Genomic DNA, 22,740 nt, shown 5'->3' on the forward strand with positions numbered 1-22,740 from the left:
CGAAGAGTGCTCAACGTGGCGGCCGCTGCCGCGATCTGCCTGCACGCCAGCGGTGCGGCCCGCTGAGGAGCACGGGCGCGCCGCCTCGCCGCTGGGGCTTTCGGCGCAGGTGTTCGCATGCCTTGCTCCAGGATCGCGATGGGCGTGTGCCGTGGCGGCGCCTCTTGGTGAATGGTGGTGGCCATTGACGGCCCAGCCACAGGAGGGCGATGGGGTCCACGCGTACCGTTTTCGCCGTTTGTCACCGTTTTTGCCGACACCGTCGCGACGCAGCCCAGAGCTTCGCGCGGGTCAGCGCACACGCGGCGGCGCATGCCACACCATGGCGTGAGGGAATGGGTGCCCGGGTGCCGCCGGGTATAATCAGGGGCTTTTCTCGCAACAGCGTCGCCCGATCGCACCCAAAGCAACAACCCATCTGAGAGCAGCCGCCGGCATTCGTTGCGCGAGCGGCCTGCAGGCGCCGGGCGACCGTAACCATCCGGAGAATCCAGTGCTTTTGTCTCTACAGGGAAACTTCCCCTCCGCCATTCTGGCGCTCGCAGACGGCACGGTCTTTATCGGCAATTCGATCGGTGCCACCGGCACCACCGTCGGCGAAGTGGTGTTCAACACCGCCATCACCGGCTACCAGGAAATCCTCACCGACCCCAGCTATTGCCAGCAGATCGTCACGTTGACGTATCCGCACATCGGCAACTATGGCGTCAACACCGAGGATATCGAAGCTGACAAGGTCCATGCCGCAGGCCTCATCATCAAGGACCTGCCCCTGCTGGCCAGCAACTTCCGCCAGACCGAAACCCTTTCGCAATACCTCGTGCGCGAAAAGACGGTGGCCATCGCCAACATCGACACCCGCAAGCTCACCCGCCTGCTGCGCAGCCAGGGCGCACAGAACGGTGCCATCGTCGGCCTGGCCGCTGGCGAAGCCGTGACGCAGGCGCGCATTGACGCCGCGCTGGCGGCCGCCAAGGCGGCGCCCAGCATGAAGGGCCTGGACCTGGCGCAGGTGGTGAGCACAACCGCCCCCTACACATGGGACCAGACCGAGTGGAAGCTGGGTACGGGCTATGGCAAGCAGACGGCTCCCCGCTTCCACGTCGTGGCCTACGACTACGGCGTGAAGCTGAACATCCTGCGCATGCTGGCCGAGCGTGGCTGCAAGCTGACGGTGGTGCCCGCCAAAACGCCGGCGGCCGAAGTGCTGGCCATGAATCCCGACGGCGTGTTTCTGTCGAACGGCCCCGGCGACCCGGAGCCCTGCGACTACGCCATCACGGCGGTGCGCCAGATCATCGACAGTGGCACCCCCACCTTCGGCATCTGCCTGGGCCACCAGATCATGGCTTTGGCCTCGGGTGCCAAGACCTTCAAGATGCAAAACAGCCACCATGGCGCCAACCACCCGGTGAAAGACCTGGACAACGGACGCGTCAGCATTACCAGCCAGAACCACGGTTTTGCGGTGGAGATGGAGTCGCTGCCGGCCAACCTGCGCGCCACACACATCAGCCTGTTCGACGGCACGCTGCAAGGCCTGGTGCGCACCGACAAGCCGGCGTTCTGCTTCCAGGGGCACCCTGAGGCTTCGCCCGGCCCGCACGACATTGCCTACCTGTTCGACCGCTTCACGGCATTGATGGCCACGGCCCAGGAGAAAAAATAATGCCAAAGCGCACAGACATCAAAAGCGTCCTCATCATCGGCGCCGGCCCGATCATCATCGGCCAGGCCTGCGAGTTCGACTACTCCGGCGTGCAGGCCTGCAAGGCCCTGCGCGAAGAGGGCTATAAGGTCATCCTGATCAACAGCAACCCCGCCACGATCATGACCGACCCGGCCACGGCCGACGTCACCTACATCGAGCCCATCACCTGGCAGACGGTTGAGAAGATCATCGCCAAGGAGCGCCCCGACGCCATCCTGCCCACCATGGGCGGCCAGACCGCGCTCAACTGCGCACTGGACCTGTGGCACAACGGCGTGCTCGACAAGTACAAGGTCGAACTCATCGGCGCCACGCCCGAGGCCATCGACAAGGCCGAAGACCGCCTGAAGTTCAAGGACGCCATGACCAAGATCGGTCTTGGCTCCGCGCGCTCGGGCATCGCCCACAGCATGGACGAAGCCTGGGCCGTGCAGAAGAGCGTGGGCTTCCCCACGGTGATCCGCCCCAGCTTCACGCTGGGCGGCACGGGCGGCGGCATTGCCTACAACCCCGAAGAGTTCGAAACGATTTGCAAGCGCGGCCTCGAAGCCTCGCCCACCAACGAGCTGCTGATCGAAGAGTCGCTGCTTGGCTGGAAAGAGTACGAGATGGAGGTCGTGCGCGACAAGGCCGACAACTGCATCGTCATCTGCTCCATCGAGAACCTCGACCCCATGGGCGTGCACACCGGCGACTCGATCACGGTGGCCCCCGCGCAGACGCTGACCGACAAGGAATACCAGATCATGCGCAACGCCAGTCTGGCGGTGCTGCGCGAGATCGGCGTGGACACGGGCGGTTCCAACGTGCAGTTCTCGGTGAACCCGAAGGACGGCCGCATGATCGTGATCGAGATGAACCCCCGCGTCTCGCGTTCGTCGGCGCTGGCCTCCAAGGCCACGGGCTTCCCCATCGCCAAGGTCGCGGCCAAGCTGGCTGTGGGCTATACGCTCGATGAGCTCAAGAACGAAATCACGGGCGGTGCCACGCCCGCGTCGTTCGAGCCTTCGATCGACTATGTGGTCACCAAGATTCCGCGCTTTGCGTTCGAGAAGTTCCCCACGGCCGACAGCCGCCTCACGACGCAGATGAAGTCGGTGGGCGAGGTCATGGCCATGGGCCGCACCTTCCAGGAATCCTTCCAGAAGGCCCTCCGCGGCCTGGAAGTGGGCGTGGACGGCATGAACGAGAAGACCCAAGACCGCGAGCTGCTCGAAAAGGAACTGGGCGAGCCCGGCCCAGAGCGCATCTGGTACGTGGGCGACGCCTTTGCCATGGGCCTGTCGGTGGACGAGGTGCACGACCTCACCAAGATCGACAAGTGGTTCCTGGTGCAGATCGAGGAGATCGTGAAGATCGAACTCGAACTCGACCAGCTTGCCGCCGAGAAGGGCGAGGGGGCCTTGGCAGCCATCGACGCTGCAACGCTGCGTGCGCTCAAGAAGAAGGGCTTCTCCGACCGTCGCCTGGCCAAGCTGCTCAAGACCAGCGAGAAGGCCGTGCGCGACCAGCGCCGTGCGCACGGTGTGCGCCCCGTCTACAAGCGGGTGGACACGTGCGCGGCTGAGTTCGCCACCAACACGGCCTACATGTACTCCACTTACGAGGAGGAGTGCGAGGCTGCGCCCACCAGCAAGAAGAAGATCATGGTGCTGGGCGGTGGCCCGAACCGCATTGGCCAGGGCATCGAGTTCGATTACTGCTGCGTGCACGCAGCGCTCGCCATGCGCGAGGATGGGTATGAAACCATCATGGTCAACTGCAACCCCGAGACCGTATCGACCGACTACGACACTTCGGATCGCCTGTACTTTGAGCCGCTCACGCTCGAAGACGTGCTCGAAATCGTGGACAAGGAAAAGCCCGTTGGCGTGATCGTGCAGTACGGCGGCCAGACCCCCCTCAAGCTCGCGCTGGGCCTGGAGGCCGAGGGTGTGCCGATCATCGGCACCACCCCCGACATGATCGACGCCGCCGAGGACCGCGAGCGCTTTCAGGCGCTGCTGCACCAGCTGCAACTGCGCCAGCCGCCCAACGCCACGGCGCGCACCGAACCCGAGGCCTTGGAAAAGGCCGCCGCCCTGGGCTACCCCCTGGTGGTGCGCCCCAGCTACGTGCTGGGTGGCCGCGCGATGGAAATCGTCCACGAGCAGCGGGACCTCGAGCGCTACATGCGCGAGGCCGTGAAGGTCAGCAACGACTCGCCCGTGCTGCTGGATCGCTTCCTCTCCAACGCCATCGAGTGCGACGTGGACTGCGTGCGCGATTCGACCGGCGTGACCTTCATCGGCGGGGTGATGGAGCACATCGAGCAGGCCGGCGTGCACAGCGGCGATTCGGCTTGCTCGCTTCCTCCGTATTACCTGTCCAAGGCGACGGTGGACGAGATCAAGCGCCAGACCGCAGCCATGGCCGAAGGCCTGAACGTGGTGGGCCTGATGAACGTGCAGTTCGCCATCCAGGAAGCCGACGGCAAGGACATCATCTACGTGCTCGAAGTGAACCCCCGTGCCTCGCGCACGGTGCCGTTCGTCAGCAAGGCCACCGGCATCCAGCTCGCCAAGGTGGCCGCGCGCTGCATGGCCGGCCAGACGTTGGCCGCACAGGGCATCACCAAGGAAGTGACCCCGCCATACTTCAGCGTGAAGGAGGCCGTGTTCCCGTTCGTCAAGTTCCCCGGCGTGGACACCATCCTCGGCCCCGAGATGAAGTCCACCGGCGAAGTGATGGGCGTGGGCAAGACCTTCGGCGAAGCCTTCGTGAAGAGCCAGCTCGGCGCGGGCACCAAGCTGCCCACGTCCGGCAAGGTGTTCCTCACCGTCAAGAACGGCGACAAGCCGCGTGCCGTGGCGATTGCTCGCGACCTGGTGTCGATGGGCTTTGAACTCGTCGCCACCAAGGGGACGGCTGCGGCCATTGCCGAGGCTGGCGTGCCGGTCGCGGTGGTCAACAAGGTGACCGAGGGCCGCCCGCACATCGTGGACATGATCAAGAATGACGAGATCGCCATGGTCATCAACACGGTGGAAGAGCGCCGCAACGCCATTGCCGACTCGCGGGCCATCCGCACGTCGTCGCTGCTGGCGCGGGTGACCACCTTCACCACCATCTTCGGTGCGGAAGCGGCCGTCGAGGGCATGAAGTACCTCGACAAGCTCGACGTGTATTCCGTGCAGGAACTGCACGCCCAGCTCGGGGCCTGAGCACTGCCAAACACGGCATAATCAGCCCCTGACCAGACACCGCCGCGCGGCAACGTGCGGCGGTTTCCTTTTGTAGGGTCGCCAATGGCATGCACGGGCACGATCCGTTTCCATGCAGGGTGACTGACCGGTGGGATTGCCTTGCATCCCCGCCGATTTGATTGATGGAGACTCGACAGAATGGCCACCATTCCAATTACCAAGCGCGGTGCTGAAAAGCTCAAGGAAGAACTGCACCGTCTCAAGACCGTTGAGCGACCTGCGGTGATCACGGCGATTGCCGAAGCGCGTGCGCAGGGTGACCTCAGCGAAAACGCCGACTACGATGCCGCCAAGGACCGCCAGGGCTTCATCGAAGGCCGCATCCAGGAGATCGAGGGCAAGCTCTCGGTGGCCCAGGTCATTGATCCGGGTAGCGTGGACGGCGGCGGCAAGGTGGTTTTCGGTGCCACGGTCGAGCTGGAAGACGAAGACTCTGGCGATACGGTCACCTACCAGATCGTGGGTGAAGACGAGGCCGACCTGAAGCACGGCCTGATCAATATCTCCAGCCCCATCGCTCGCGCACTGATTGGCAAGGAGGAGGGCGACACGGCCGAGGTGCAGGCCCCGGGCGGTGTGCGTCGCTACGAGGTGGTGGCGGTTCGTTACCAGTGAGCCCCAGCGCCATGCGCATGCGCCTTCCCGCCCTGCTGGCCGCTTTGTGGTGGGGGAGCCTGAGCATCATCGGCCTGTTGGTGGTGCCCATGCTGTTCGCTCACCTGCCGTCCGCAGCACTGGCGGGGGGCATGGCGGCGCGGCTGTTTGCGGCCCAGACCTGGGTGACCGTGGTCTGTGGCGTTCTGTTGTTGCTGCTTTCCAGGCCAAAAGGGGCTGTAGCGCAATATCCGTGGGCGCAGTCTGCTATGGTTTTCATACTGGCCGGATTGTTGCTGGCGTTGCTGGCCCAGTTTGGCGTGGCGCCCCGCATTGTCGCGCGCCAGGATCTGCGCTTGTGGCACACGGTAGGAAGCGTGATGTATCTGCTGCAGTGGTGCTGTGCTTTGGCCGTGTTGTGGCGCACCACCCAGGCTGGCGCGGACGCTCCGCCCTGAATTGCAGGGGGCCCCGCCCTGTGAGCGGGGCCTGCCCCCTGCGGCTTCACTCGCGCCAGTGGTCGGCCACCCAGGTGGCCGGGCGGATGTAGCGGAAACGGCGGTTGCGCCGTCCGGCCAGCGCATCGGGCGGGTTGCACTCCCCGTGGAAGATCACGATGCGCGCTCCCGCAGGCACAAAGGGGGCTTTCCAGTAATTGGTGGGCCAGGCGGGAATGCAGTGGTACTTGAAGCTCGGGCACCACGCCGAAGGCCAGTACTGCAGCTTGCCCTGCTTGTGCAGGAAGTCCGACAAGTAAGCCTGTTCGTTGCGGAACTGCTGGCGGATGGTGTCGAAATGTGCACGAAAGTATGCGAGCACGTCCGGGTGGGCGCCCAGTTCGAAGCGGTACACCGAAGAGTTGCCGGTGATGCGCCAGGGGCGCTTGTAGTCGTGGATGATGAGGAATTCACCCGGCTGGGTGAAGAAGTCATCGAGGTTTCCGGTGATGACCACGTCCACATCAAGGAACAGCGCTGTGCCGCGCAAGCCGTGCAGATCCGCGCTGAAGGTGGCCAGCTTGGTCCAGCCCCGCTCGGGGATGCCTGCCGGCAGGTCCAGCGGCGGGATGGGCAGACACTGCACCTCACTGCGGATACCCTGGCTGTCGTCGGTGAGGCAAACGAAGCGGAACGGCCCGCTCAGATGGCGCCGCACCATGGCATAGAGGCGATTGACGTATTCCGGGCCGTATTTCGTGCCCCACTTCATGCAGAGGATGTGGCGCTCGGGCGCCGTGGCCGTGGCGGTCATGTGCCTCAGTCAGCCTGGCTTTTCTTGATCGATTTCTGCTTGGGCTTGGCACGCTTGATCTGTCCGCCCGAGGTGAGGCGCTGATTGCCCAGTACGCGCAGCTGCTTGATTTCGGGCCGCTGGCCGCCGCGCTTGCTGTACTTGAGCACCTTGACATCGCGGGGACCGGGCATGCGGTTCTCGTCCAGCGTGCGTTCCTTGGCGGGCTGGGGACGCCAGAGCACCACGAGCTTTCCGATGTGCTGGATGGGCGCTGCATTCAGGTCTGCGGCGAGTTGCTGGTACATCAGTTCACGCGCCGTGCGATCGTCGTTGAATATGCGCACCTTGATAAGGCCGTGGGCGTTCAGGGCGGCATCGATTTCTTTTTGTACCGCGGGGGTCAGGCCGTCACCTCCCACCAGGACCACGGGGTCGAGGTGGTGGGCGTTGGCGCGGTGTTCCCGGCGTTCTGCGGGAGTCAGTTGAATTTGGGGCATGGCCGTATTATCGGCGGCCCGGCGGGAATGCCGTCACTTCACCGTGCGAAAAGGGCGTGGGTGCTGCCCGCGTGCCCGGTTGTCGGGAGACAATGGCGCCTCTATGAAAGTCAAAACCCAGAGCAAGAAGGTCAACAAGGCGTGGCTGAACGACCATGTCAACGACACCTACGTCAAGCTGGCCCAGAAAGAGGGCTACCGCGCGCGTGCGGCTTATAAGCTCAAGGAAATCGATGAGCAGCTTGGCCTCATCAAGCCGGGCTTCACGGTGGTGGACCTCGGCTCCACCCCCGGCGCCTGGAGCCAGTATGTGCGCCGACGGCTGTCGCCTGCGGGCGCAGCGGCAGGGCAGCTCAATGGGGCCATCATCGCCCTCGATATCCTCCCCATGGAGCCCGTCGAGGGAGTGACCTTCCTGCATGGCGATTTCCGCGAGCCCGAGGTGCTGGCCCGGCTCGAGGAGGCCTTGCAGGGCCGGACCGTGGATGTGGTGGTGTCTGACATGGCGCCCAATCTGTCCGGCATCGAATCGGCGGATGCCGCGCGCATTGCGCACCTCGTGGAGCTGGCCGTGGACTTTGCGTGCCACCACCTCAAGCCCGAAGGGGCGCTGGTCGTCAAGCTGTTCCATGGCAGCGGTTACGGCGAGTTGGTGGCACTGTTCAAGCGCACCTTCAAGACGGTCAAGCCGCTCAAGCCCAAGGCATCGAGGGACAAGTCGTCTGAAACTTTTCTGGTAGGAATCGGTCTGAAAACACTGTCCTGAAGGCCTGTGTGCAGGTATCTTTGGGTAAATAGACACCAGAATCCGCACTGTGCCCATGGGTGAGAGTGGGGAATAGGCCGCCGCCCGTGGCTTGAAACACCTAAAATGGGCCGCACATGCAAGCCGTGACGGCTTTGTGACCGTTTTTCCCCCGCGACTGGAGTCCCGCTTGAACAATCAGTGGTTTTCAAAAATTGCCGTGTGGCTGGTCATCGCCATGGTGCTGTTCACTGTGTTCAAACAGTTCGACACCCGCGCTGGCGCCAGTGCTGGCCATGTGGGCTATTCGGAATTCCTGGAAGAAGTGCGCAGCAATCGCATCAAGAGCGCCACCATCCAGGAAGGCCAGGGCGGTACCGAGATCGTTGCCGTCACCAACGACGACCGCAAGATCCGCACCACGGCTACCTACCTCGACCGCGGTCTCGTCGGCGATCTGATCAACAACAACGTCAAGTTCGACGTCAAGCCCCGTGAAGAGGGGTCGCTGCTCATGACCTTGCTGGTCAGCTGGGGCCCCATGCTGCTGCTGATCGGCGTGTGGGTGTACTTCATGCGCCAGATGCAGGGCGGGGGAAAGGGCGGCGCCTTCAGCTTCGGCAAGAGCAAGGCGCGCATGCTCGACGAGAACACCAACCAGGTGACCTTTGCCGACGTGGCGGGCTGCGACGAAGCCAAGGAAGAAGTCAAGGAGGTCGTCGACTTCCTCAAAGACCCGCAGAAATTCCAGAAGCTCGGCGGCCGCATTCCGCGTGGCCTGCTGCTGGTGGGCCCTCCGGGTACAGGCAAGACCTTGTTGGCCAAATCGATTGCTGGCGAGGCCAAAGTGCCTTTCTTCAGCATTTCCGGTTCGGATTTTGTCGAGATGTTCGTCGGCGTGGGTGCTGCCCGTGTGCGCGACATGTTCGAGAACGCCAAGAAAAACGCGCCCTGCATTATCTTCATTGATGAAATTGACGCCGTGGGTCGCCAGCGTGGCGCTGGCCTGGGCGGCGGCAATGACGAGCGCGAGCAGACTCTCAACCAGATGCTGGTCGAGATGGATGGTTTTGAAACCAACCTGGGCGTGATCGTGGTGGCTGCCACCAATCGCCCCGACATCCTTGACGCCGCGCTGCTGCGCCCCGGTCGATTTGACCGCCAGGTGTATGTGACGCTGCCTGACATCCGGGGCCGCGAACAGATACTGAACGTGCATATGCGCAAGATTCCCATCGGGCAGGATGTGGCTCCGGCCATCATTGCCCGCGGAACGCCCGGCATGAGCGGTGCGGACCTCGCCAACCTCTGCAATGAGGCGGCCCTCATGGCGGCCCGTCGCAATGCCCGTACGGTCGAAATGCAGGATTTCGAGAAGGCCAAGGACAAGATTCTGATGGGGCCGGAACGCAAAAGCATGGTCATGCCCGAGGAGGAGCGCCGCAATACGGCGTACCACGAGTCCGGCCACGCCCTCATCGGCAAACTCTTGCCCAAGTGCGACCCTGTACACAAGGTCACGATCATTCCGCGCGGGCGCGCATTGGGCGTCACCATGAGCTTGCCTGCTCAGGATCGGTACAGCTACGATCGTGAATACATGCTCAACCAGATCAGCATGCTGTTTGGTGGGCGTATCGCTGAGGAGGTGTTCATGAACCAGATGACCACGGGTGCCAGCAACGACTTCGAGCGTGCAACCCACATAGCCCGCGACATGGTCACGCGATACGGCATGACCGATGCGCTGGGTCCCATGGTCTACGCCGAAAATGAGGGCGAAGTGTTCCTGGGCCGCTCGGTCACCAAGACCACCAACATGAGCGAGCAGACCATGGAAAAGGTCGACATGGAAGTGCGTCGCATCATTGATGAGCAGTACAACCTGGCCCGTCGCCTGATCGAAGAAAACAGCGACAAGATGCATGCCATGGCCACGGCCTTGCTTGAATGGGAAACCATCGACACCGAGCAGCTTGATGACATCATGGCGGGCAAGGCGCCTCGCCCACCCAAGGACTGGACCCCTCGCACGCCGTCGTCCGGCGGCGATAATTCCAGTGGCGGCACGCCGGCGGTTGCCACCGACGCCACACCCACGGCAGCCTGAAGGGCGTCGCTGCGGAGCAGTTTTCCACGCGGGGCCTTGTGCCCCGTTTTTCATGGCCTGCCGCTTTGGCGGCACCGCCGCCGACATTTGGGCGCTTTCATGTTCTGGCAAACATCCCGTTTCACCGTCGCTCTTGACCGCCCCCAGGTCATGGGCATCGTCAATGCCACGCCCGATTCTTTTTCGGACGGCGGACGCCATGCAACCACCGCCGCCGCGCTTCGGCATTGCGAGACCCTGTTGAGGGACGGAGCGGACATCCTTGATATCGGGGGGGAGTCCACGCGTCCCGGAAGCCCGGCGGTGCCCCTGGAGGAGGAGTTGGCCCGTGTGGTGCCTGTGGTGCGCTCAGCGGTTTCGCTGGGGGTGCCGGTTTCGGTAGACACCTACAAGCCGCAGGTCATGCAGGCTGTGCTGGACGCAGGGGCCGATATCGTCAATGACATCTGGGCGCTGCGGCAGCCAGGCGCGTTGGCGACCGTGGCAGCGCATCCCCGCTGTGGTGTCTGCCTGATGCACATGCACCGCGACCCCCAGACCATGCAGGCGGCACCGATGGAAGGTGACATCGTTGATGGCGTGCTACGTTTTCTGGAGCAATCAGCGCAGACCCTGCAAGCGCAAGGGGTGGATAAGGCGCGCATTGCGCTGGACCCTGGCGTGGGCTTCGGCAAAACGGTGGAGCAAAACTTTTCCTTGCTGGCATGCCAGTCGGCTTTTCTTGACCTGGGCTACCCGTTGCTGGTGGGCTGGTCGCGGAAGTCATCGCTTGGCGCGGTGAGCGGGCTGGATGTGGATCAGCGCATGGTGCCAAGCGTGGCGGCGGCGCTGTTGGCGGTGGAGCGCGGAGCGCACATCGTGCGGGTGCACGATGTGCGTGAAACAGTGGCAGCGCTGGCGGTATGGAAGGCCGCCCAGCCGGCCGCATTGCGTGCCGGGCAGAGGCCGGCGGCGCGTTAGCATCCATGCATTCAATACACACAATACGGTAGATGGCGAGGAGGGGCATTCAATGACACGCAAGTATTTCGGCACGGACGGGATCCGTGGCACGGTGGGGCAGCCTCCGATCACTCCAGATTTCGTGCTGCGCCTTGCGCACGCGGTGGGCCGCGTGCTGCGCCAGACCGAGGAGCGCCCCACGGTCCTGATCGGCAAGGACACGCGCATTTCGGGCTACATGCTGGAGAGCGCCCTGGAGTCAGGCTTCAACTCCGCAGGTGTGGACGTGGTGCTTCTGGGGCCGCTACCCACCCCCGGCGTGGCCTATCTGACCCGTGCGCAGCGCGCCAGCCTGGGTGTGGTCATCAGCGCCAGCCACAACGCTTACCCGGACAACGGCATCAAGTTCTTCAGTGCGCAGGGCACCAAGTTGCCTGACGCCTGGGAAGAGGCCGTCGAGGCTGCGCTGGACGAACCGCCCCGCTGGGCCGATTCCGCTTCATTGGGCAAGGCACGGCGCCTGGACGATGCTGCGGGCCGTTATATCGAGTTCTGCAAGAGCACGGTGCCCCATGCGCTGTCCCTGCGCGGCCTCAAGATCGTGGTGGATGCCGCTCACGGCGCGGCTTACCAGGTGGCACCCAAGGTGTTCCATGAACTTGGCGCCGAAGTGCTCGCGATCGGCTGCGCACCCGACGGCCTCAACATCAACCACGAGGTGGGCGCCACCCATACAGACGCCTTGGTGCGCGCGGTGCGTGCCAACCGCGCTGACTACGGCATAGCGCTCGATGGAGATGCCGATCGCCTGCAAATGGTGGACGCCACCGGCCGCCTGTACAACGGCGACGAGTTGCTGTACCTGATGGCCGCTGATCGCATGGGACGTGACGAACATGTTCCTGGCGTGGTTGGCACCTTGATGACCAACATGGGAGTCGAGTTGGCGCTGCAGGCGCGCGGTGTGAAACTGGTGCGGGCGCGGGTCGGTGATCGTTATGTGCTTGAAGAGCTGGCGCGCCACCATTGGATCCTGGGTGGGGAGGGGTCGGGACATTTGCTGGCGTTGGACCGCCACACCACCGGAGATGGGCTGGTGAGTGCATTGCAGGTCCTGATGGCGTGCGTTCGCAGTGAGCGCACCCTTGCGCAGTTGCTGGCCGATGTGGAACTCTACCCGCAGGTGCTGCTGAATGTGCGCCTCGCGCCTGGGCAAGACTGGAAATCCAATGCGCTCCTTGCGAAAGCCACGCAGGACGTCGAGGCGGAGCTGGGCATGGCAGGGCGGGTCCTGATCCGCGCCAGCGGCACGGAGCCGCTGCTGCGCGTGATGGTGGAGGCCAAGGATGTGCAGGTAGCCAGTTCCTGCGCGCAGCGCCTGGCCGATGCGGCGCGGGCCGGTTGATGGCGCTGGTGCGTGGGTGGGTTTTGTGAGGCCGTTGCTTGTGCACCCTTGAAGTGGCTGGCGCTTTGGGCATGAGCTAACAGTGCCCAGGGTCCATGGGGCGTGCCAGCGGATGGCTACAGCTGAGCATGCGTGCCCAGGTGCGGCGGCCTGGTCCGCGTGCCTGGGTCAGGCGAGCCGTCGGCGCATAAAGGTTTCCAGTTCGGGTGCCGGCAAGGGGGTGCTGAAGTGGTAGCCCTGGGCCTCATCGCAGCCCTGTTCGCGCAGGAAGGCCAGTTGGCTTTCCGTTTCAACTCCTTCCGCGGTGGTGCGCATGCCCAAGGCCTGTGCCATGCGGATGATGGCGCTCACGATGGCACGGTCATTGCCGTCGTTGCCCAGGTCGCGCACAAAGGACTGGTCGATTTTGAGTTTGAAGATCTGGAATCGCTTGAGCTGACTGAGTGACGAGTAGCCGGTGCCGAAGTCGTCCATGGACAGGCGCACCCCGCGCGCGTGGAGTTGGTTCATGGTGGCCGCCGCCGTATGCGGATCGTCCACGGCGACACCTTCTGTCAACTCAAGCTCCAGCGCATCGGAGGGCAATTCCATTTCGGCGAGTATCTGGCTCACCATTTCAGGCAACTGGGGTTGGCGGAACTGGATGGCCGACAGGTTCACAGCCATGGAAAGGTCGGCAAAGCCTCTGTCGCGCCACGCCTTGAGCTGCTGCAGTGCGGTGCGAAGTACCCATTCCCCGATCGGGAGGATCTGCCCGCTGTCTTCGGCGATGGGGATGAATTCGGCCGGGGATATGGTCCCCAATTGGGGGTGGTGCCAGCGCAGCAGGGCTTCCACGCTGTGCACGCGTCCCGTCGTCAGGTCCATCTGGGGCTGGTAATGCATGCGCAACTGGTCGCGTTCCAAGGCGCGACGCAGGGCGTTTTCCAGTTGCAGTGCGCGCACGGACTGGGCCTGCATCTCGGGGGTGAAGAAGCGAAAGGTGTTGCGCCCGTCGAGCTTGGCTTGGTACATGGCCACATCGGCCGATTGGGTGAGGGTGTCGAAATCCTCACCATCACCCGGGAACAAGGCAATCCCCATCGAGGGTGCCATGGTGAGCTCATGGTGGTCGATCTGGTAGTACTGGCGCGATGCTTCTTGCAATTTTCCTGCCACGCGGGCGGCACCGTGGGCATTGGCGCCTGGCAGCAGCAGCACGAATTCGTCGCCGCCCAGACGGCACACCGTGTCCTTCTCCCGCACCACAGCACGCAGGCGCCTTGCAATCTCAACGAGCAGGGCGTCTCCGACCCGGTGCCCCAGTGAGTCATTCACATGCTTGAAATGGTCGAGATCCAGAAAGACGACGGCCAGGGGGGTGCCAGACTCCCTGGCCAGGCGGATGGCGTGCTCGGCGCGCTCTCCCAGCAGGGTGCGGTTGGGCAGGCCGGTGAGGGCGTCGTAGTGGGCGAGCCAGTAGATGCGCTCCTGGTCGGCCTTGCGGTCGCGGATCTCACTGTGCAGGCTGTCCACGGTTTCGCGCAGTTCGCGGGTGCGGTCCTGCACTTGCTGCTCCAGGCGTTCGTGTGCCAGGGCGAGGGCCGCCTGGGTCTGCTTGCGCTCGGTGATGTCCATGGTGATCCAGATCGACCCTTCGGAAGGATCGGCCGCATCAATGAGTTTGCTGCGCACTTCGCACACAACGGCTGTGCCGTCTTTGCGGCACATTTCGATTTCCCCTTCGAAAGACAGGCCCGCCGCCAGCACCGGATAGCACCGCCGGCCCACTTCTTCCCACTGGGCGTCGCTTGCATACCAGCGCCGCGAGGGGCTGGTGGCCAGTTCGCCTGGCCCATAGCCGAGCATTTGCTCGAAATGCCGGTTGCAGCGCGTGAGGTGGCGATCGCGCAGAAACACGATGCCGACCATGGCATGGTCGAATAGCGCCTGCTTCTCGCGCAGCGCCGCGCTCAGCTGTGCCTGGGCCTGTTTGTGGTCGTCGATGTCGTCAAGGATCCAGATGGAGCCTTCAGCCGTGTCTTGGGGGTTGATCAGTCGGCCTGTCAGATGGCCCCAGAACAGATCTCCGTTGCGGCGGCGCATCTGGCGCTCCACCCGGTAGGTCTGGCCCTGTGACATGGCCGGATAGGCGTCGCGGCCCAGTTCCCGAAATGCTTCACGATCGGGATAAAAAGATTCGCTGCCGAGCCCCGCCAGCTGCTCTGGAGCCTCGTAGCCAAAAATCTCAGCGTAGCGCTGGTTGCAGCGCACCACCACCCTTTGGCGCATGAACACGATGCCCGCACCCGCGCTGTCCAGAAGGGTTTGCTGTTCCCGCAGGGTACGTTGCAGAGGCGTGTCGGCCAAAAGTCCGGAAGGCTGCAGTGGTGGAAGGCTGTGCGGCAAGTACATGAAACCGGAAGGGGCCGGGGCAGGGCATCGAATTTGTACCAAAGTGTAGCAGTGCAGAGCGGCACGCCTCCAAGGCCGGACGGGGGCTTGGGGCTCATTACACCGCGGGCGCCGACGCAGTAGGTCTCCTCGCGCTGCGGGTGTCATGGATTCGAAATGCTGAAGACACGCCGACGTCACGTGCGCCTTTCACACTGCAGCACAAGAAAGCCGTGGCCGCCCTTGTGAAGCGGCTTCCAGACCAAGCCACTGCCCCGCTTCCAGGAGTCGCCATGACCGAGCTGTCCAACCATCTGCTGCCCTTGTCCATTTCGCCGCCTCCGCAAGAGACTGTGACCGGCGTCCCTGGCCCTGCGGGCGCGCTCGTGCAGGGCAATGTGCAGGTGGGCTGGGCGCGGCACCAGGACGAGGTGCGCCAGGCACAGCGCCTTCGTTTTGACGTCTTTGCCGCGGAGATGGGCGCCCGGTTGGCCACCACGATTCCGGGGCATGACGTCGATCTGTTTGACGACTATTGCGAACATCTTCTCGTGCGCGACGTGCCAAGCCAGCAGGTAATCGGCACCTACCGGGTGCTCACCCCTGCCCAGGCAAGGCGTGTAGGTGGCACCTACAGCGACAACGAGTTCGACCTGACCCGCCTGCGCAGCCTGCGCCCTCGCATGGTGGAGCTGGGCCGCAGCTGCGTGCACCCGGACCACCGCCACGGCGGCGTGATCCTTGCGCTGTGGGGCGCGCTGGCCGACTTCATGGTGCGCAACCAACTGGATACCATGATCGGTTGCGCCAGCATTCCGATGCTGCACAACGGGGTGGTGAGCGGTGATGCCGCAGCCAGCATATGGCAGCAACTGCGCCGGACCCACATGGCACCCATCGATTTCCACGTACGCCCGCGGTTGCCGCTGCCGGTGGAGCAACTTGATGGGTCGCTTTGTATCGAGCCGCCTGCATTGATCAAGGGCTACCTGCGCCTGGGTGCCCGCGTGCTGGGCGCTCCTGCATGGGACCCCGATTTCAACACGGCAGACCTTCCCATGCTGATGCGGATTGCCGATTTGCCCTCCCGTTATCGCAAGCACTTCCTGGGGGTGTGATGCGTGCGGCGTTCGACGCCCTGGGCTGGAGCGCTGGCTCCATGGTAGACGAAATGGCCAGCCATGCAGAGGACGCACCCGACTCGCAGCCCCATCGCTTTCGCGCCGTTTTCATTTCCGATCTGCACCTCGGAACGCCCGGTTGCCAGGCCGTCGCGCTGCTCGACTTTCTCAAGCAACATCCGAGCGAGATGCTTTACCTCGTCGGAGACATTGTGGACGGCTGGCAATTGCGCCGCCGGTGGTTCTGGCCTCAGGCGCACAACGACGTGGTGCAGAAATTGTTGCGCCGGGCTCGCAAGGGTTGTCGCGTGGTGTTTGTGCCGGGTAACCATGACGAATTTGCCCGCGCGTTCGCCGGCCATTCGTTTGGCGGTATCGAGGTGGTGAATGACGCGGTGCACTTGACGGCAGATGGCCGGCGGCTATGGGTGACGCACGGTGACTATTTTGACGGAGTCATCCAGTGCGCCAAGTGGCTGGCCTACGTGGGCGACAACCTGTATGAGTTCACCCTCAAACTCAACCGGTATCTCAACACGCTGCGTGCGCGCATGGGGTTGCCCTACTGGTCGTTGTCCGCATACCTCAAGGGCAAGGTCAAGAAAGCACTCAACTACGTGATGGATTTCGAGGTGGCCGTAGCGGCGGAGGCACGCCGGCGCGGGCACCAAGGCGTGGTCTGCGGCCATATTCATCGCGCGGAAATGCGGGAAATCGACGGCATCCTGTATTGCAATGATGGCGACTGGGTGGAAAGCCTCACCGCGCTGGTGGAACATACCGACGGTCGTCTCGAACTCCTGCAGTGGCCTGCTCGCCATGAAACAACGTCGCGGTCGCGCACTACGGAAATGGCAGCATGAAGATTGCTTTGGTGACGGATGCCTGGGAGCCGCAGGTCAACGGGGTGGTCACGACGCTCAGAGAGCTCGTGCAGCAACTGGAGCAGGGAGGCCATGAGGTGCACGTCATCCAGCCGAGCCAGTTCCGCACCCGCCCCTGTCCAGGGTATGCGGGCATTGACCTGGCCGTCCGCCCCGCCCGAATTCTGGCGCGTTTCCTTGATGCGCTGCAGCCCGATGCCATCCATCTGGCCACCGAAGGGCCCTTGGGGTGGGCCGCCCGTTCCTACTGTCTTCGCCGCAAGCTGGCATTCACTACAGCCTTCCATACGCGGTTTCCCGAAATACTGAACGCGGCCTTGAAAATCCCCCTGGCGTGGGGATACACGCTGTTCAGGCATTTCCATCGCCCATCGGCTGGCGTCATGGTTCCCACCCAGGGGGTATTGAAGATGCTTGAGCGTCGGGGATTCCGCAATTTGCGTCAGTGGACCCATGGCGTGGACACGCACGCTTTCCCATTCCATGGCGAAGCACTCGGCACGCCTTTGCTGGGTGCGTTGGCGCATCCCGTAAGCCTCTATGTGGGCCGCGTTTCGTACGAGAAGAACATTGAGTCCTTTTTGCAACTCAAGATGCCAGGTACCAAAATTGTGTGCGGGGTGGGACCGCTGGAACAGCGGCTCAAGGAGCGGTACCCGGAAGTGCGATGGATGGGGTTGCTTGATCGCGCTTCTTTGGCGGCACTGTATGCGGCGGCCGATGTTTTTGTCTTTCCGAGCCGTTCGGAGACCTTCGGTCTCGTCATGCTGGAAGCCATGTCATGCGGAACCCCTGTTGCGGCATACCCGGTGGATGGCCCCCTGGAGGTGCTGGGGGCGCTTGAAGTGCCCGGCGCCCGCGGTGGTGTTCTGGATACCGATTTGCACTCTGCCTGCCAGGCGGCGCTGGCCGTTCCACGCCATGAGGCCCGGCGCAGGGCACTGGATTTCACATGGTCGAAAGCGGCTACGCTGTTTGTGCAGCATCTGGTTCCTGCACGCCCTCAGGGCTGCGGGGCATTTGTGTCCGTCACACGAGGTGTCATATAAGGTGTCACATCATTGTCATTAAGACGTTAAATACTGAGATGGTCTTGTGCAACCTGTAATGGCGTCCATGTCTTCTCTGTCTTCCCCCGCTGCCGTGCAGTCACTTCGTGGTCATGCGCCCGCCACTGTGGCAGAGGTCGCGGCCATGCCGGCGCCGGAGCTTGCCACGGAAGCCGAGGCGCCTTTATCGCTCGCGCTGTTGGACCGTGACCACAGCATCCTGGCCTTCAATGAACGTGTCTTCGACTGGGCGGTGCGGGCGGATGTGCCACTGCTCGAACGCTTGCGCTATCTCTGCATAGTCTCGTCCAATCTCGATGAATTCTTCGAGGTGAGGGCGGCGCCGCACATCACCGCGGCCAAGAATGGTGAAACCAAAGGGATCTACACCGAAGCTTCCTTCGAAGGCCTGTCGGCCAAGGCACATGACCTGGTAGCGCGGCAGTACGCCCTGTATAACGAGGCGCTGGTGCCAGCCTTTGCCGCCCATGGCATTCGCATCGTTTCCCATGGTGACCGGGCGGAGGCGCAAAGGCGCTGGGTGCAGGATTACTTTGTGCGCGAAGTGCGGCCCCTGCTCATTCCGGTGGGGCTGGATCCGGCGCATCCCTTTCCCCAGGTTGCCAACAAGTCGCTCAATTTCATCGTGCGCTTGCGAGGGCGCGATGCCTTTGGCCGCGAGAATGAAATTGCCATCGTCAAGGTGCCGCGCGCGCTGCCAAGGTTGATCCGCATGCCGTCGAAGGTGGCTCCTAAAGAGTCACTGTTCGTGAGCCTTTCCAGTATCGTGCGCGCGCATCTTGCGGAGCTGTTTCCTGGGCGGGAGGTCACGGAGTTTTCGCAGTTTCGCGTTACGCGGCATTCGGATCTCGCACTCGACGAAGAGGACGTCCGCAACTTGAGAACCGCGCTGCGCCAGGGGCTGCAGCACCGCCACTACGGACAGGCGGTGCGCCTCGAGGTTTCTGCCGGCTGCTCCACCTTTCTTTCCGATTTTCTGCTCAAGCAGTTTGATCTGCCGTCCGCTGCCCTCTACCGCGTGCGCGGACCGGTGAATCTGGTGCGGTTGACCCAACTGGTGGATCTGGTCAATGACCCCGCATTGCTGTTTCCTCCCTGGCGCTCGGCGTGGCCGCGCCAGATCCAGCCCGGCGTTTCCATTCTTGAGCAATTGCGTCACCGCGACATCGTGATGCACCAGCCGTTCGAGAGTTTTGACGGCTTGCTGGCGTTTCTGCGTGAGGCAGTCAACGATCCGCAGGTTCTGGTCATCAAGCAGACCATTTACCGCATTGGTGCGGATTCGGAATTGATGGACCTGCTGACGGAGGCTGTGCGTCAGGGCAAGGAAGTGATGGCCGTGGTGGAGCTCAAGGCGCGCTTCGACGAAGAGGCCAACATCAATTGGGCCGAACGGCTCGAGGCCATTGGCGCACAGGTCGTCTACGGCGTGGTGGGGCTCAAGACACATGCCAAGATGCTGCTGGTCACCCGCAAGGAGGGGCGGCAGCTTCGACGCTATGGCCATCTTTCCACAGGCAACTACAACATGCGCACAGCGCGCTTGTATACCGATCTCAGTTACCTCACCGCCGATGAGGAAACCACTGCGGACATGGATGGGGTGTTCAGCCATCTTGCCAGCCAGAACCGCCCGCCCAAACTGCGCCGACTGTTGCTTGCACCTTTCCATCTGCATCGGCGCATGCTCGAGAAGATCGAGCAGGTGGGGTTGGCCGCCAGCCGGGGCGAGGATGGTCGCATTGTTGCCAAGATGAACGCGCTGACGGACGACGCACTGATCAGGGCGCTGATCCTGGCGGGGCAGCGTGGCGCGCGGATCGACCTGATCGTGCGGGGGGCGTGTATGTTGCCGGCCGGGCTGCAGGGGGTGGCGGACAACATCCGGGTGCGCTCGGTGATTGGGCGGTTCCTCGAGCACACCCGCGTGTTCTATTTCCGTGCGGGCCTTCAGGAAGACCTGTACCTTTCCAGTGCCGACTGGATGAACCGCAACATGATGCGGCGGGTGGAGGTGGCGTGGCCTGTCACCGACCCCGAATTGCGCCAGCAAATCGTGGACGAGTGCCTTGTCGCCTACCTGTACGATGACAAGGATGCGTGGACGCTCAACGCCGATGGCAGCTATGACCCCGCCCCCAACCCGGTGTCAGGAAAGGGCGCACAGAATGCGTTGATGGTGCGCTATGGCGCGCCAGCTTCAGGCTTGCGCCACGGTATGGGATTGGCATGATGGATTTGATCCTCTGGCGCCACGCAGAAGCAGAGGATGCGGCGGACGGAATGGACGATACCGCTCGCCCCCTCACGGCACGGGGCGAGAAGCAGGCGGCGCGCATGGCCGCCTGGCTGGACAGGCAGTTGCCCGAGGGCCTGCGGGTGCTGGCCAGCCCGGCGCGGCGGACCGAGCAGACTGCCAGCGCGTTGGGGCGCAAGTTCAAGATGCGTGCCGAGCTGCTGCCTGGCGGCACGGTGGAGGAACTGCTGGAACTGGCCCAATGGCCGCGTGCCCGCGGAACCGTGCTGATCGTCGGGCACCAGCCTCTGCTGGGGCAGACCATTGCGCAGCTACTCGGACTGCAGGCGCCCGAGTGCGCAGTACGCAAGGGCGCCGTCTGGTGGTTGCGCCAGCGCCAACGGCTGGACCAGAGCCAGACCGTGCTGATGACGGTGCAGTCTCCCGAATTTCTCTGAATCCGGCCAGTCGGCTCGTATGCCGTCAAAGGCTGAGCGGCTGGTGGGCGTATGACGCGCCCGACTTACTTGCGTGGTGCCTTGGCGGGCTTCGCTGCCGGCGTTTCTGCCTTGGGGCGTCCCGTCTTGATGGACGGCACTGCCTGAAGTGCGTTGCGCAAGGCGCCGTCCGACAGGCTCGCCAACAGCTTCAGCCCGGCGCGCAGCAACTCGCTTTTCTTGGCGGGCTGCGACAGCGATACGGCGCGCTGCTTCAGCGTCTCAATGACGGCATATTCGTCCTTGGGAATGGTGAAGCTGTCACGCACCAGCTTGGGTTTTTTGGCGCGGGCATCCTTGGGCAGCGCTGCAGCCGGGGTGCCTGGGGCTTTGGCCGGCTTGGTCCGGGCAGATTTGGCTTCAGCTTTAGGTGCCGCCGGGGCGTTGGACATTGTTGTCTTCCTTGCCCGTGGCGCTGCGGCTTTGGTGGCTGCCTTCGGCTCCGACGGGGCCGCAGAGATGATTTGCGCAGAGGTGGTCATGTGGATGAGTGATTAAACGATATAAACAGTTTATACCGTTTATTTCATTTCGTCATCCTACGTTGAGCTCGAGTTCCCACGGGGTTTTTTGCCATGCGGCCACTTCCTCGCGCAGCAAATAGGCGGACTGTGGGTAACTGGCGGCCCAGCCGGTGCGGGTGCTGACGGTGAACCGTGCACCGGTTGAGCGCAGGGTCAAGCCTTCCACGTCGGGATCGCGCCGAGCGTGGCACAGCGCCACCGCCATCCGCAGGCTGAGCAACTGCAGCGAAAAAACAGGCTCATTGATCAGCGCTGTCTCCAGTTTGCGCACCTTGCCCCGCTGCCCTAGCACCAGGGCGCCCAGCCGATGAAGTTCGGACACGGCGAAGCCCGCCGCGTCCGTGTGCTCCAGGATGTATGCGCCGTGGCGGTGATAGTCGCTGTGAGAGATGATGCCGCCCACCTCATGGAGGCGCGCCGCCCACTCCAGCTTGCGTGCGGCGCGTTCGCTGCCGCGTGGCGCGGCCTGCAGGTACAGCGCTGCAGCAACGCGGGCTACCCGCTCGGCCTGGGCTGCGTCGACTGAGAAACGCTGCATGAGTCCGTTGACGGTGGTGGTTCGAAGGTCGGTTTCCGGCTGTTCGCGGTCCAGCAGATCGTAGAGCGCGCCTTGGCGCAGGGCACCCTGCGCCACGTGCATTTGCCGTATTTCGAGCAGGTCGAAAACGGCTCGCAGCACGCTGATGCCTCCACCAATCACGGCCCGGCGGTCTTCCTTGAGGCCTTCGAGGCGTACACGGTCGGCATGCTGCGAGCGCAGCAGTCGTTCCTGAAGCCAGTCGAGCCCCTCTGCGGTGATGACCCCAGCGGGGCCGCCGGCCGCAGCGAGCACGTCACCCACCGCTCCGGCCGTCCCCGAGGATCCATAGGCGATATCCCATGTTTCGGGCCGGAAGGTTCCGATCGCCTCGTCGAGCACCGCCTTGGCCGCGATTTCAGCCGCCCCAAACGCCTGGGGGGTGAACTGACCGGCGGCGAAGTAGCGGGTGGACCACGCCACGCTGCCCACCCGGAACGATGCGACGGCACGCGGTGTGAACTGCTGGCCCAGGATGAATTCCGTGGAGCGACCGCCGATGTCTACCACGAGGCGGCGCTCGTCTGACTGTGGCAGCAGGCGGGCCACGCCCTGGTAGATCAGGCGGGCTTCTTCCGGTCCGGACACCACGTCGATGGGATAGCCCAAGATTTCGCCGCCGCGCGCCAGAAAAACATCGCGGTTGCGTGCCTCGCGCAGGGTCTGGGTCGCCACGGCCCGCACCTGGGCGCGCTTGAAGCCCGCCAGCCTCTCGCCGAAGCGCGCGAGGCAGTCCCAGCCGCGCTGCATGGCTTCGGGTGTGAGGTTGAATTCTTCGTCGAGGCCGTTGCCCAGGCGGACGGTTTCCTTGAGATACTCCATTCGCTGGATGTGGCCGTGCTCGAAACGGCCGATTTCAAGGCGAAAGCTGTTCGATCCCAGATCGACAGCTGCGAGCAGTGTTCCGTTGTGCATGTTTTTGCGCGTGGTGCGCTTGATCTCTGGCGGGCAGCATAGCACCCGTGTCGCGGCCAGT

18 protein-coding genes are annotated in these 22,740 nt (G+C 63.5%); 13 read left to right on the forward strand and 5 right to left on the reverse strand.

Annotation, left to right across the window (positions count from 1 at the left end; translation table 11 throughout):
* Positions 1 to 493: 493 nt before the first annotated feature.
* From carA to ACDELDRAFT_RS05865, 4 genes are all read left to right on the forward strand, one after another.
* Positions 494 to 1,669 carry a glutamine-hydrolyzing carbamoyl-phosphate synthase small subunit gene (gene carA / locus ACDELDRAFT_RS05850; RefSeq protein ID WP_005794457.1) on the forward strand — a complete coding sequence of 392 codons (1,176 nt, stop codon included), beginning with the start codon at positions 494 to 496 and terminating at the stop codon, positions 1,667 to 1,669.
* Entirely contained in the window at positions 1,669 to 4,914 is a 3,246-nt protein-coding gene (gene carB, locus ACDELDRAFT_RS05855) for a carbamoyl-phosphate synthase large subunit (protein WP_005794460.1), read from the forward strand. Before carA ends, carB begins: the two co-directional genes overlap by 1 nt.
* A 180-nt stretch (positions 4,915 to 5,094) precedes the next feature.
* Entirely contained in the window at positions 5,095 to 5,571 is a 477-nt protein-coding gene (gene greA / locus ACDELDRAFT_RS05860) for a transcription elongation factor GreA (RefSeq protein WP_005794461.1), read from the forward strand.
* A gap of 11 nt (positions 5,572 to 5,582) precedes the next feature.
* Positions 5,583 to 6,008 carry a DUF4149 domain-containing protein gene (locus ACDELDRAFT_RS05865; RefSeq protein WP_005794464.1) on the forward strand — a complete coding sequence of 142 codons (426 nt, stop codon included), beginning with the start codon at positions 5,583 to 5,585 and terminating at the stop codon, positions 6,006 to 6,008.
* 46 nt (positions 6,009 to 6,054) lie between these two features.
* Here the strand turns inward: ACDELDRAFT_RS05865 and ACDELDRAFT_RS05870 are convergent, their stop codons facing one another.
* Positions 6,055 to 6,801: a hypothetical protein gene (locus ACDELDRAFT_RS05870; RefSeq protein WP_005794466.1), complete on the reverse strand. Its 747-nt coding sequence runs from the start codon at positions 6,799 to 6,801 to the stop codon at positions 6,055 to 6,057.
* Between the two features lie 5 nt (positions 6,802 to 6,806).
* On the reverse strand, positions 6,807 to 7,280 hold the full coding sequence (locus tag ACDELDRAFT_RS05875) for a YhbY family RNA-binding protein (protein WP_005794467.1): 474 nt from the start codon (positions 7,278 to 7,280) through the stop codon (positions 6,807 to 6,809).
* Between the two features lie 103 nt (positions 7,281 to 7,383).
* Here ACDELDRAFT_RS05875 and ACDELDRAFT_RS05880 point away from each other — a divergent pair, with 103 nt between their 5' ends.
* The 4 genes from ACDELDRAFT_RS05880 to glmM all read left to right on the forward strand — a co-directional run bounded on the left by ACDELDRAFT_RS05880 (position 7,384) and on the right by glmM (position 12,482).
* Positions 7,384 to 8,046, forward strand: a complete 663-nt coding sequence (locus ACDELDRAFT_RS05880) for an RlmE family RNA methyltransferase (protein WP_005794468.1) — start codon at positions 7,384 to 7,386, stop codon at positions 8,044 to 8,046.
* A 169-nt stretch (positions 8,047 to 8,215) separates the two neighbouring features.
* Positions 8,216 to 10,135 carry an ATP-dependent zinc metalloprotease FtsH gene (gene ftsH, locus ACDELDRAFT_RS05885; protein WP_005794470.1) on the forward strand — a complete coding sequence of 640 codons (1,920 nt, stop codon included), beginning with the start codon at positions 8,216 to 8,218 and terminating at the stop codon, positions 10,133 to 10,135.
* 99 nt (positions 10,136 to 10,234) lie between these two features.
* A complete protein-coding gene (gene folP, locus ACDELDRAFT_RS05890; protein WP_005794472.1) occupies positions 10,235 to 11,095 on the forward strand; it encodes a dihydropteroate synthase in 861 nt (286 codons plus the stop codon).
* Positions 11,096 to 11,147: 52 nt separating this feature from the next.
* Positions 11,148 to 12,482 carry a phosphoglucosamine mutase gene (gene glmM / locus ACDELDRAFT_RS05895; protein WP_005794474.1) on the forward strand — a complete coding sequence of 445 codons (1,335 nt, stop codon included), beginning with the start codon at positions 11,148 to 11,150 and terminating at the stop codon, positions 12,480 to 12,482.
* Positions 12,483 to 12,650: 168 nt separating this feature from the next.
* Here glmM and ACDELDRAFT_RS05900 read toward each other — a convergent pair whose 3' ends face one another.
* Positions 12,651 to 14,876 carry an EAL domain-containing protein gene (locus tag ACDELDRAFT_RS05900; protein ID WP_005794476.1) on the reverse strand — a complete coding sequence of 742 codons (2,226 nt, stop codon included), beginning with the start codon at positions 14,874 to 14,876 and terminating at the stop codon, positions 12,651 to 12,653.
* 272 nt (positions 14,877 to 15,148) lie between these two features.
* Between ACDELDRAFT_RS05900 and ACDELDRAFT_RS05905 the strand changes: the two genes are divergently transcribed.
* The 5 genes from ACDELDRAFT_RS05905 to sixA all read left to right on the forward strand — a co-directional run bounded on the left by ACDELDRAFT_RS05905 (position 15,149) and on the right by sixA (position 20,624).
* The gene (locus ACDELDRAFT_RS05905) at positions 15,149 to 15,973 is read left to right on the forward strand and encodes a GNAT family N-acetyltransferase (protein WP_005794478.1); all 825 of its coding nucleotides are present in this window, start codon (positions 15,149 to 15,151) and stop codon (positions 15,971 to 15,973) included.
* The gene (locus ACDELDRAFT_RS05910; RefSeq protein WP_005794480.1) at positions 15,973 to 16,839 is read left to right on the forward strand and encodes a UDP-2,3-diacylglucosamine diphosphatase; all 867 of its coding nucleotides are present in this window, start codon (positions 15,973 to 15,975) and stop codon (positions 16,837 to 16,839) included. The genes ACDELDRAFT_RS05905 and ACDELDRAFT_RS05910 overlap by 1 nt, the downstream gene beginning before the upstream one ends.
* Positions 16,836 to 17,909: a glycosyltransferase family 4 protein gene (locus tag ACDELDRAFT_RS05915; RefSeq protein ID WP_005794482.1), complete on the forward strand. Its 1,074-nt coding sequence runs from the start codon at positions 16,836 to 16,838 to the stop codon at positions 17,907 to 17,909. The genes ACDELDRAFT_RS05910 and ACDELDRAFT_RS05915 overlap by 4 nt, the downstream gene beginning before the upstream one ends.
* A gap of 145 nt (positions 17,910 to 18,054) precedes the next feature.
* Positions 18,055 to 20,163: a polyphosphate kinase 1 gene (gene ppk1, locus ACDELDRAFT_RS05920; protein ID WP_005794484.1), complete on the forward strand. Its 2,109-nt coding sequence runs from the start codon at positions 18,055 to 18,057 to the stop codon at positions 20,161 to 20,163.
* Positions 20,160 to 20,624, forward strand: coding sequence for a phosphohistidine phosphatase SixA (gene sixA / locus ACDELDRAFT_RS05925; RefSeq protein WP_005794485.1), 465 nt, complete (start codon positions 20,160 to 20,162; stop codon positions 20,622 to 20,624). Before ppk1 ends, sixA begins: the two co-directional genes overlap by 4 nt.
* A 65-nt stretch (positions 20,625 to 20,689) precedes the next feature.
* Here sixA and ACDELDRAFT_RS05930 read toward each other — a convergent pair whose 3' ends face one another.
* A complete protein-coding gene (locus ACDELDRAFT_RS05930; protein ID WP_040328253.1) occupies positions 20,690 to 21,145 on the reverse strand; it encodes a hypothetical protein in 456 nt (151 codons plus the stop codon).
* Positions 21,146 to 21,197: 52 nt separating this feature from the next.
* On the reverse strand, positions 21,198 to 22,679 hold the full coding sequence (locus tag ACDELDRAFT_RS05935; protein ID WP_005794489.1) for a Ppx/GppA phosphatase family protein: 1,482 nt from the start codon (positions 22,677 to 22,679) through the stop codon (positions 21,198 to 21,200).
* Positions 22,680 to 22,740 lie beyond the last annotated feature (61 nt).

Origin of the sequence: Acidovorax delafieldii 2AN (genome assembly GCF_000175235.1) — a bacterium.
GTDB classification, from domain to species: domain Bacteria; phylum Pseudomonadota; class Gammaproteobacteria; order Burkholderiales; family Burkholderiaceae_C; genus Acidovorax; species Acidovorax delafieldii_B.

Coding starts and splice junctions, on each gene's coding strand:
- carB (WP_005794460.1), top strand. CDS start 1,669: ATGCCAAAGCGCACAGACATCAAAAGCGTCCTCATCATCGGCGCCGGC.
- greA (WP_005794461.1), top strand. CDS start 5,095: ATGGCCACCATTCCAATTACCAAGCGCGGTGCTGAAAAGCTCAAGGAA.
- ACDELDRAFT_RS05865 (WP_005794464.1), top strand. CDS start 5,583: ATGCGCATGCGCCTTCCCGCCCTGCTGGCCGCTTTGTGGTGGGGGAGC.
- ACDELDRAFT_RS05870 (WP_005794466.1), bottom strand. CDS start 6,801: ATGACCGCCACGGCCACGGCGCCCGAGCGCCACATCCTCTGCATGAAG.
- ACDELDRAFT_RS05875 (WP_005794467.1), bottom strand. CDS start 7,280: ATGCCCCAAATTCAACTGACTCCCGCAGAACGCCGGGAACACCGCGCC.
- ACDELDRAFT_RS05880 (WP_005794468.1), top strand. CDS start 7,384: ATGAAAGTCAAAACCCAGAGCAAGAAGGTCAACAAGGCGTGGCTGAAC.
- folP (WP_005794472.1), top strand. CDS start 10,235: ATGTTCTGGCAAACATCCCGTTTCACCGTCGCTCTTGACCGCCCCCAG.
- glmM (WP_005794474.1), top strand. CDS start 11,148: ATGACACGCAAGTATTTCGGCACGGACGGGATCCGTGGCACGGTGGGG.
- ACDELDRAFT_RS05900 (WP_005794476.1), bottom strand. CDS start 14,876: ATGTACTTGCCGCACAGCCTTCCACCACTGCAGCCTTCCGGACTTTTG.
- ACDELDRAFT_RS05905 (WP_005794478.1), top strand. CDS start 15,149: ATGACCGAGCTGTCCAACCATCTGCTGCCCTTGTCCATTTCGCCGCCT.
- ACDELDRAFT_RS05910 (WP_005794480.1), top strand. CDS start 15,973: ATGCGTGCGGCGTTCGACGCCCTGGGCTGGAGCGCTGGCTCCATGGTA.
- ACDELDRAFT_RS05915 (WP_005794482.1), top strand. CDS start 16,836: ATGAAGATTGCTTTGGTGACGGATGCCTGGGAGCCGCAGGTCAACGGG.
- ppk1 (WP_005794484.1), top strand. CDS start 18,055: ATGCCGGCGCCGGAGCTTGCCACGGAAGCCGAGGCGCCTTTATCGCTC.
- sixA (WP_005794485.1), top strand. CDS start 20,160: ATGATGGATTTGATCCTCTGGCGCCACGCAGAAGCAGAGGATGCGGCG.
- ACDELDRAFT_RS05930 (WP_040328253.1), bottom strand. CDS start 21,145: ATGACCACCTCTGCGCAAATCATCTCTGCGGCCCCGTCGGAGCCGAAG.
- ACDELDRAFT_RS05935 (WP_005794489.1), bottom strand. CDS start 22,679: ATGCACAACGGAACACTGCTCGCAGCTGTCGATCTGGGATCGAACAGC.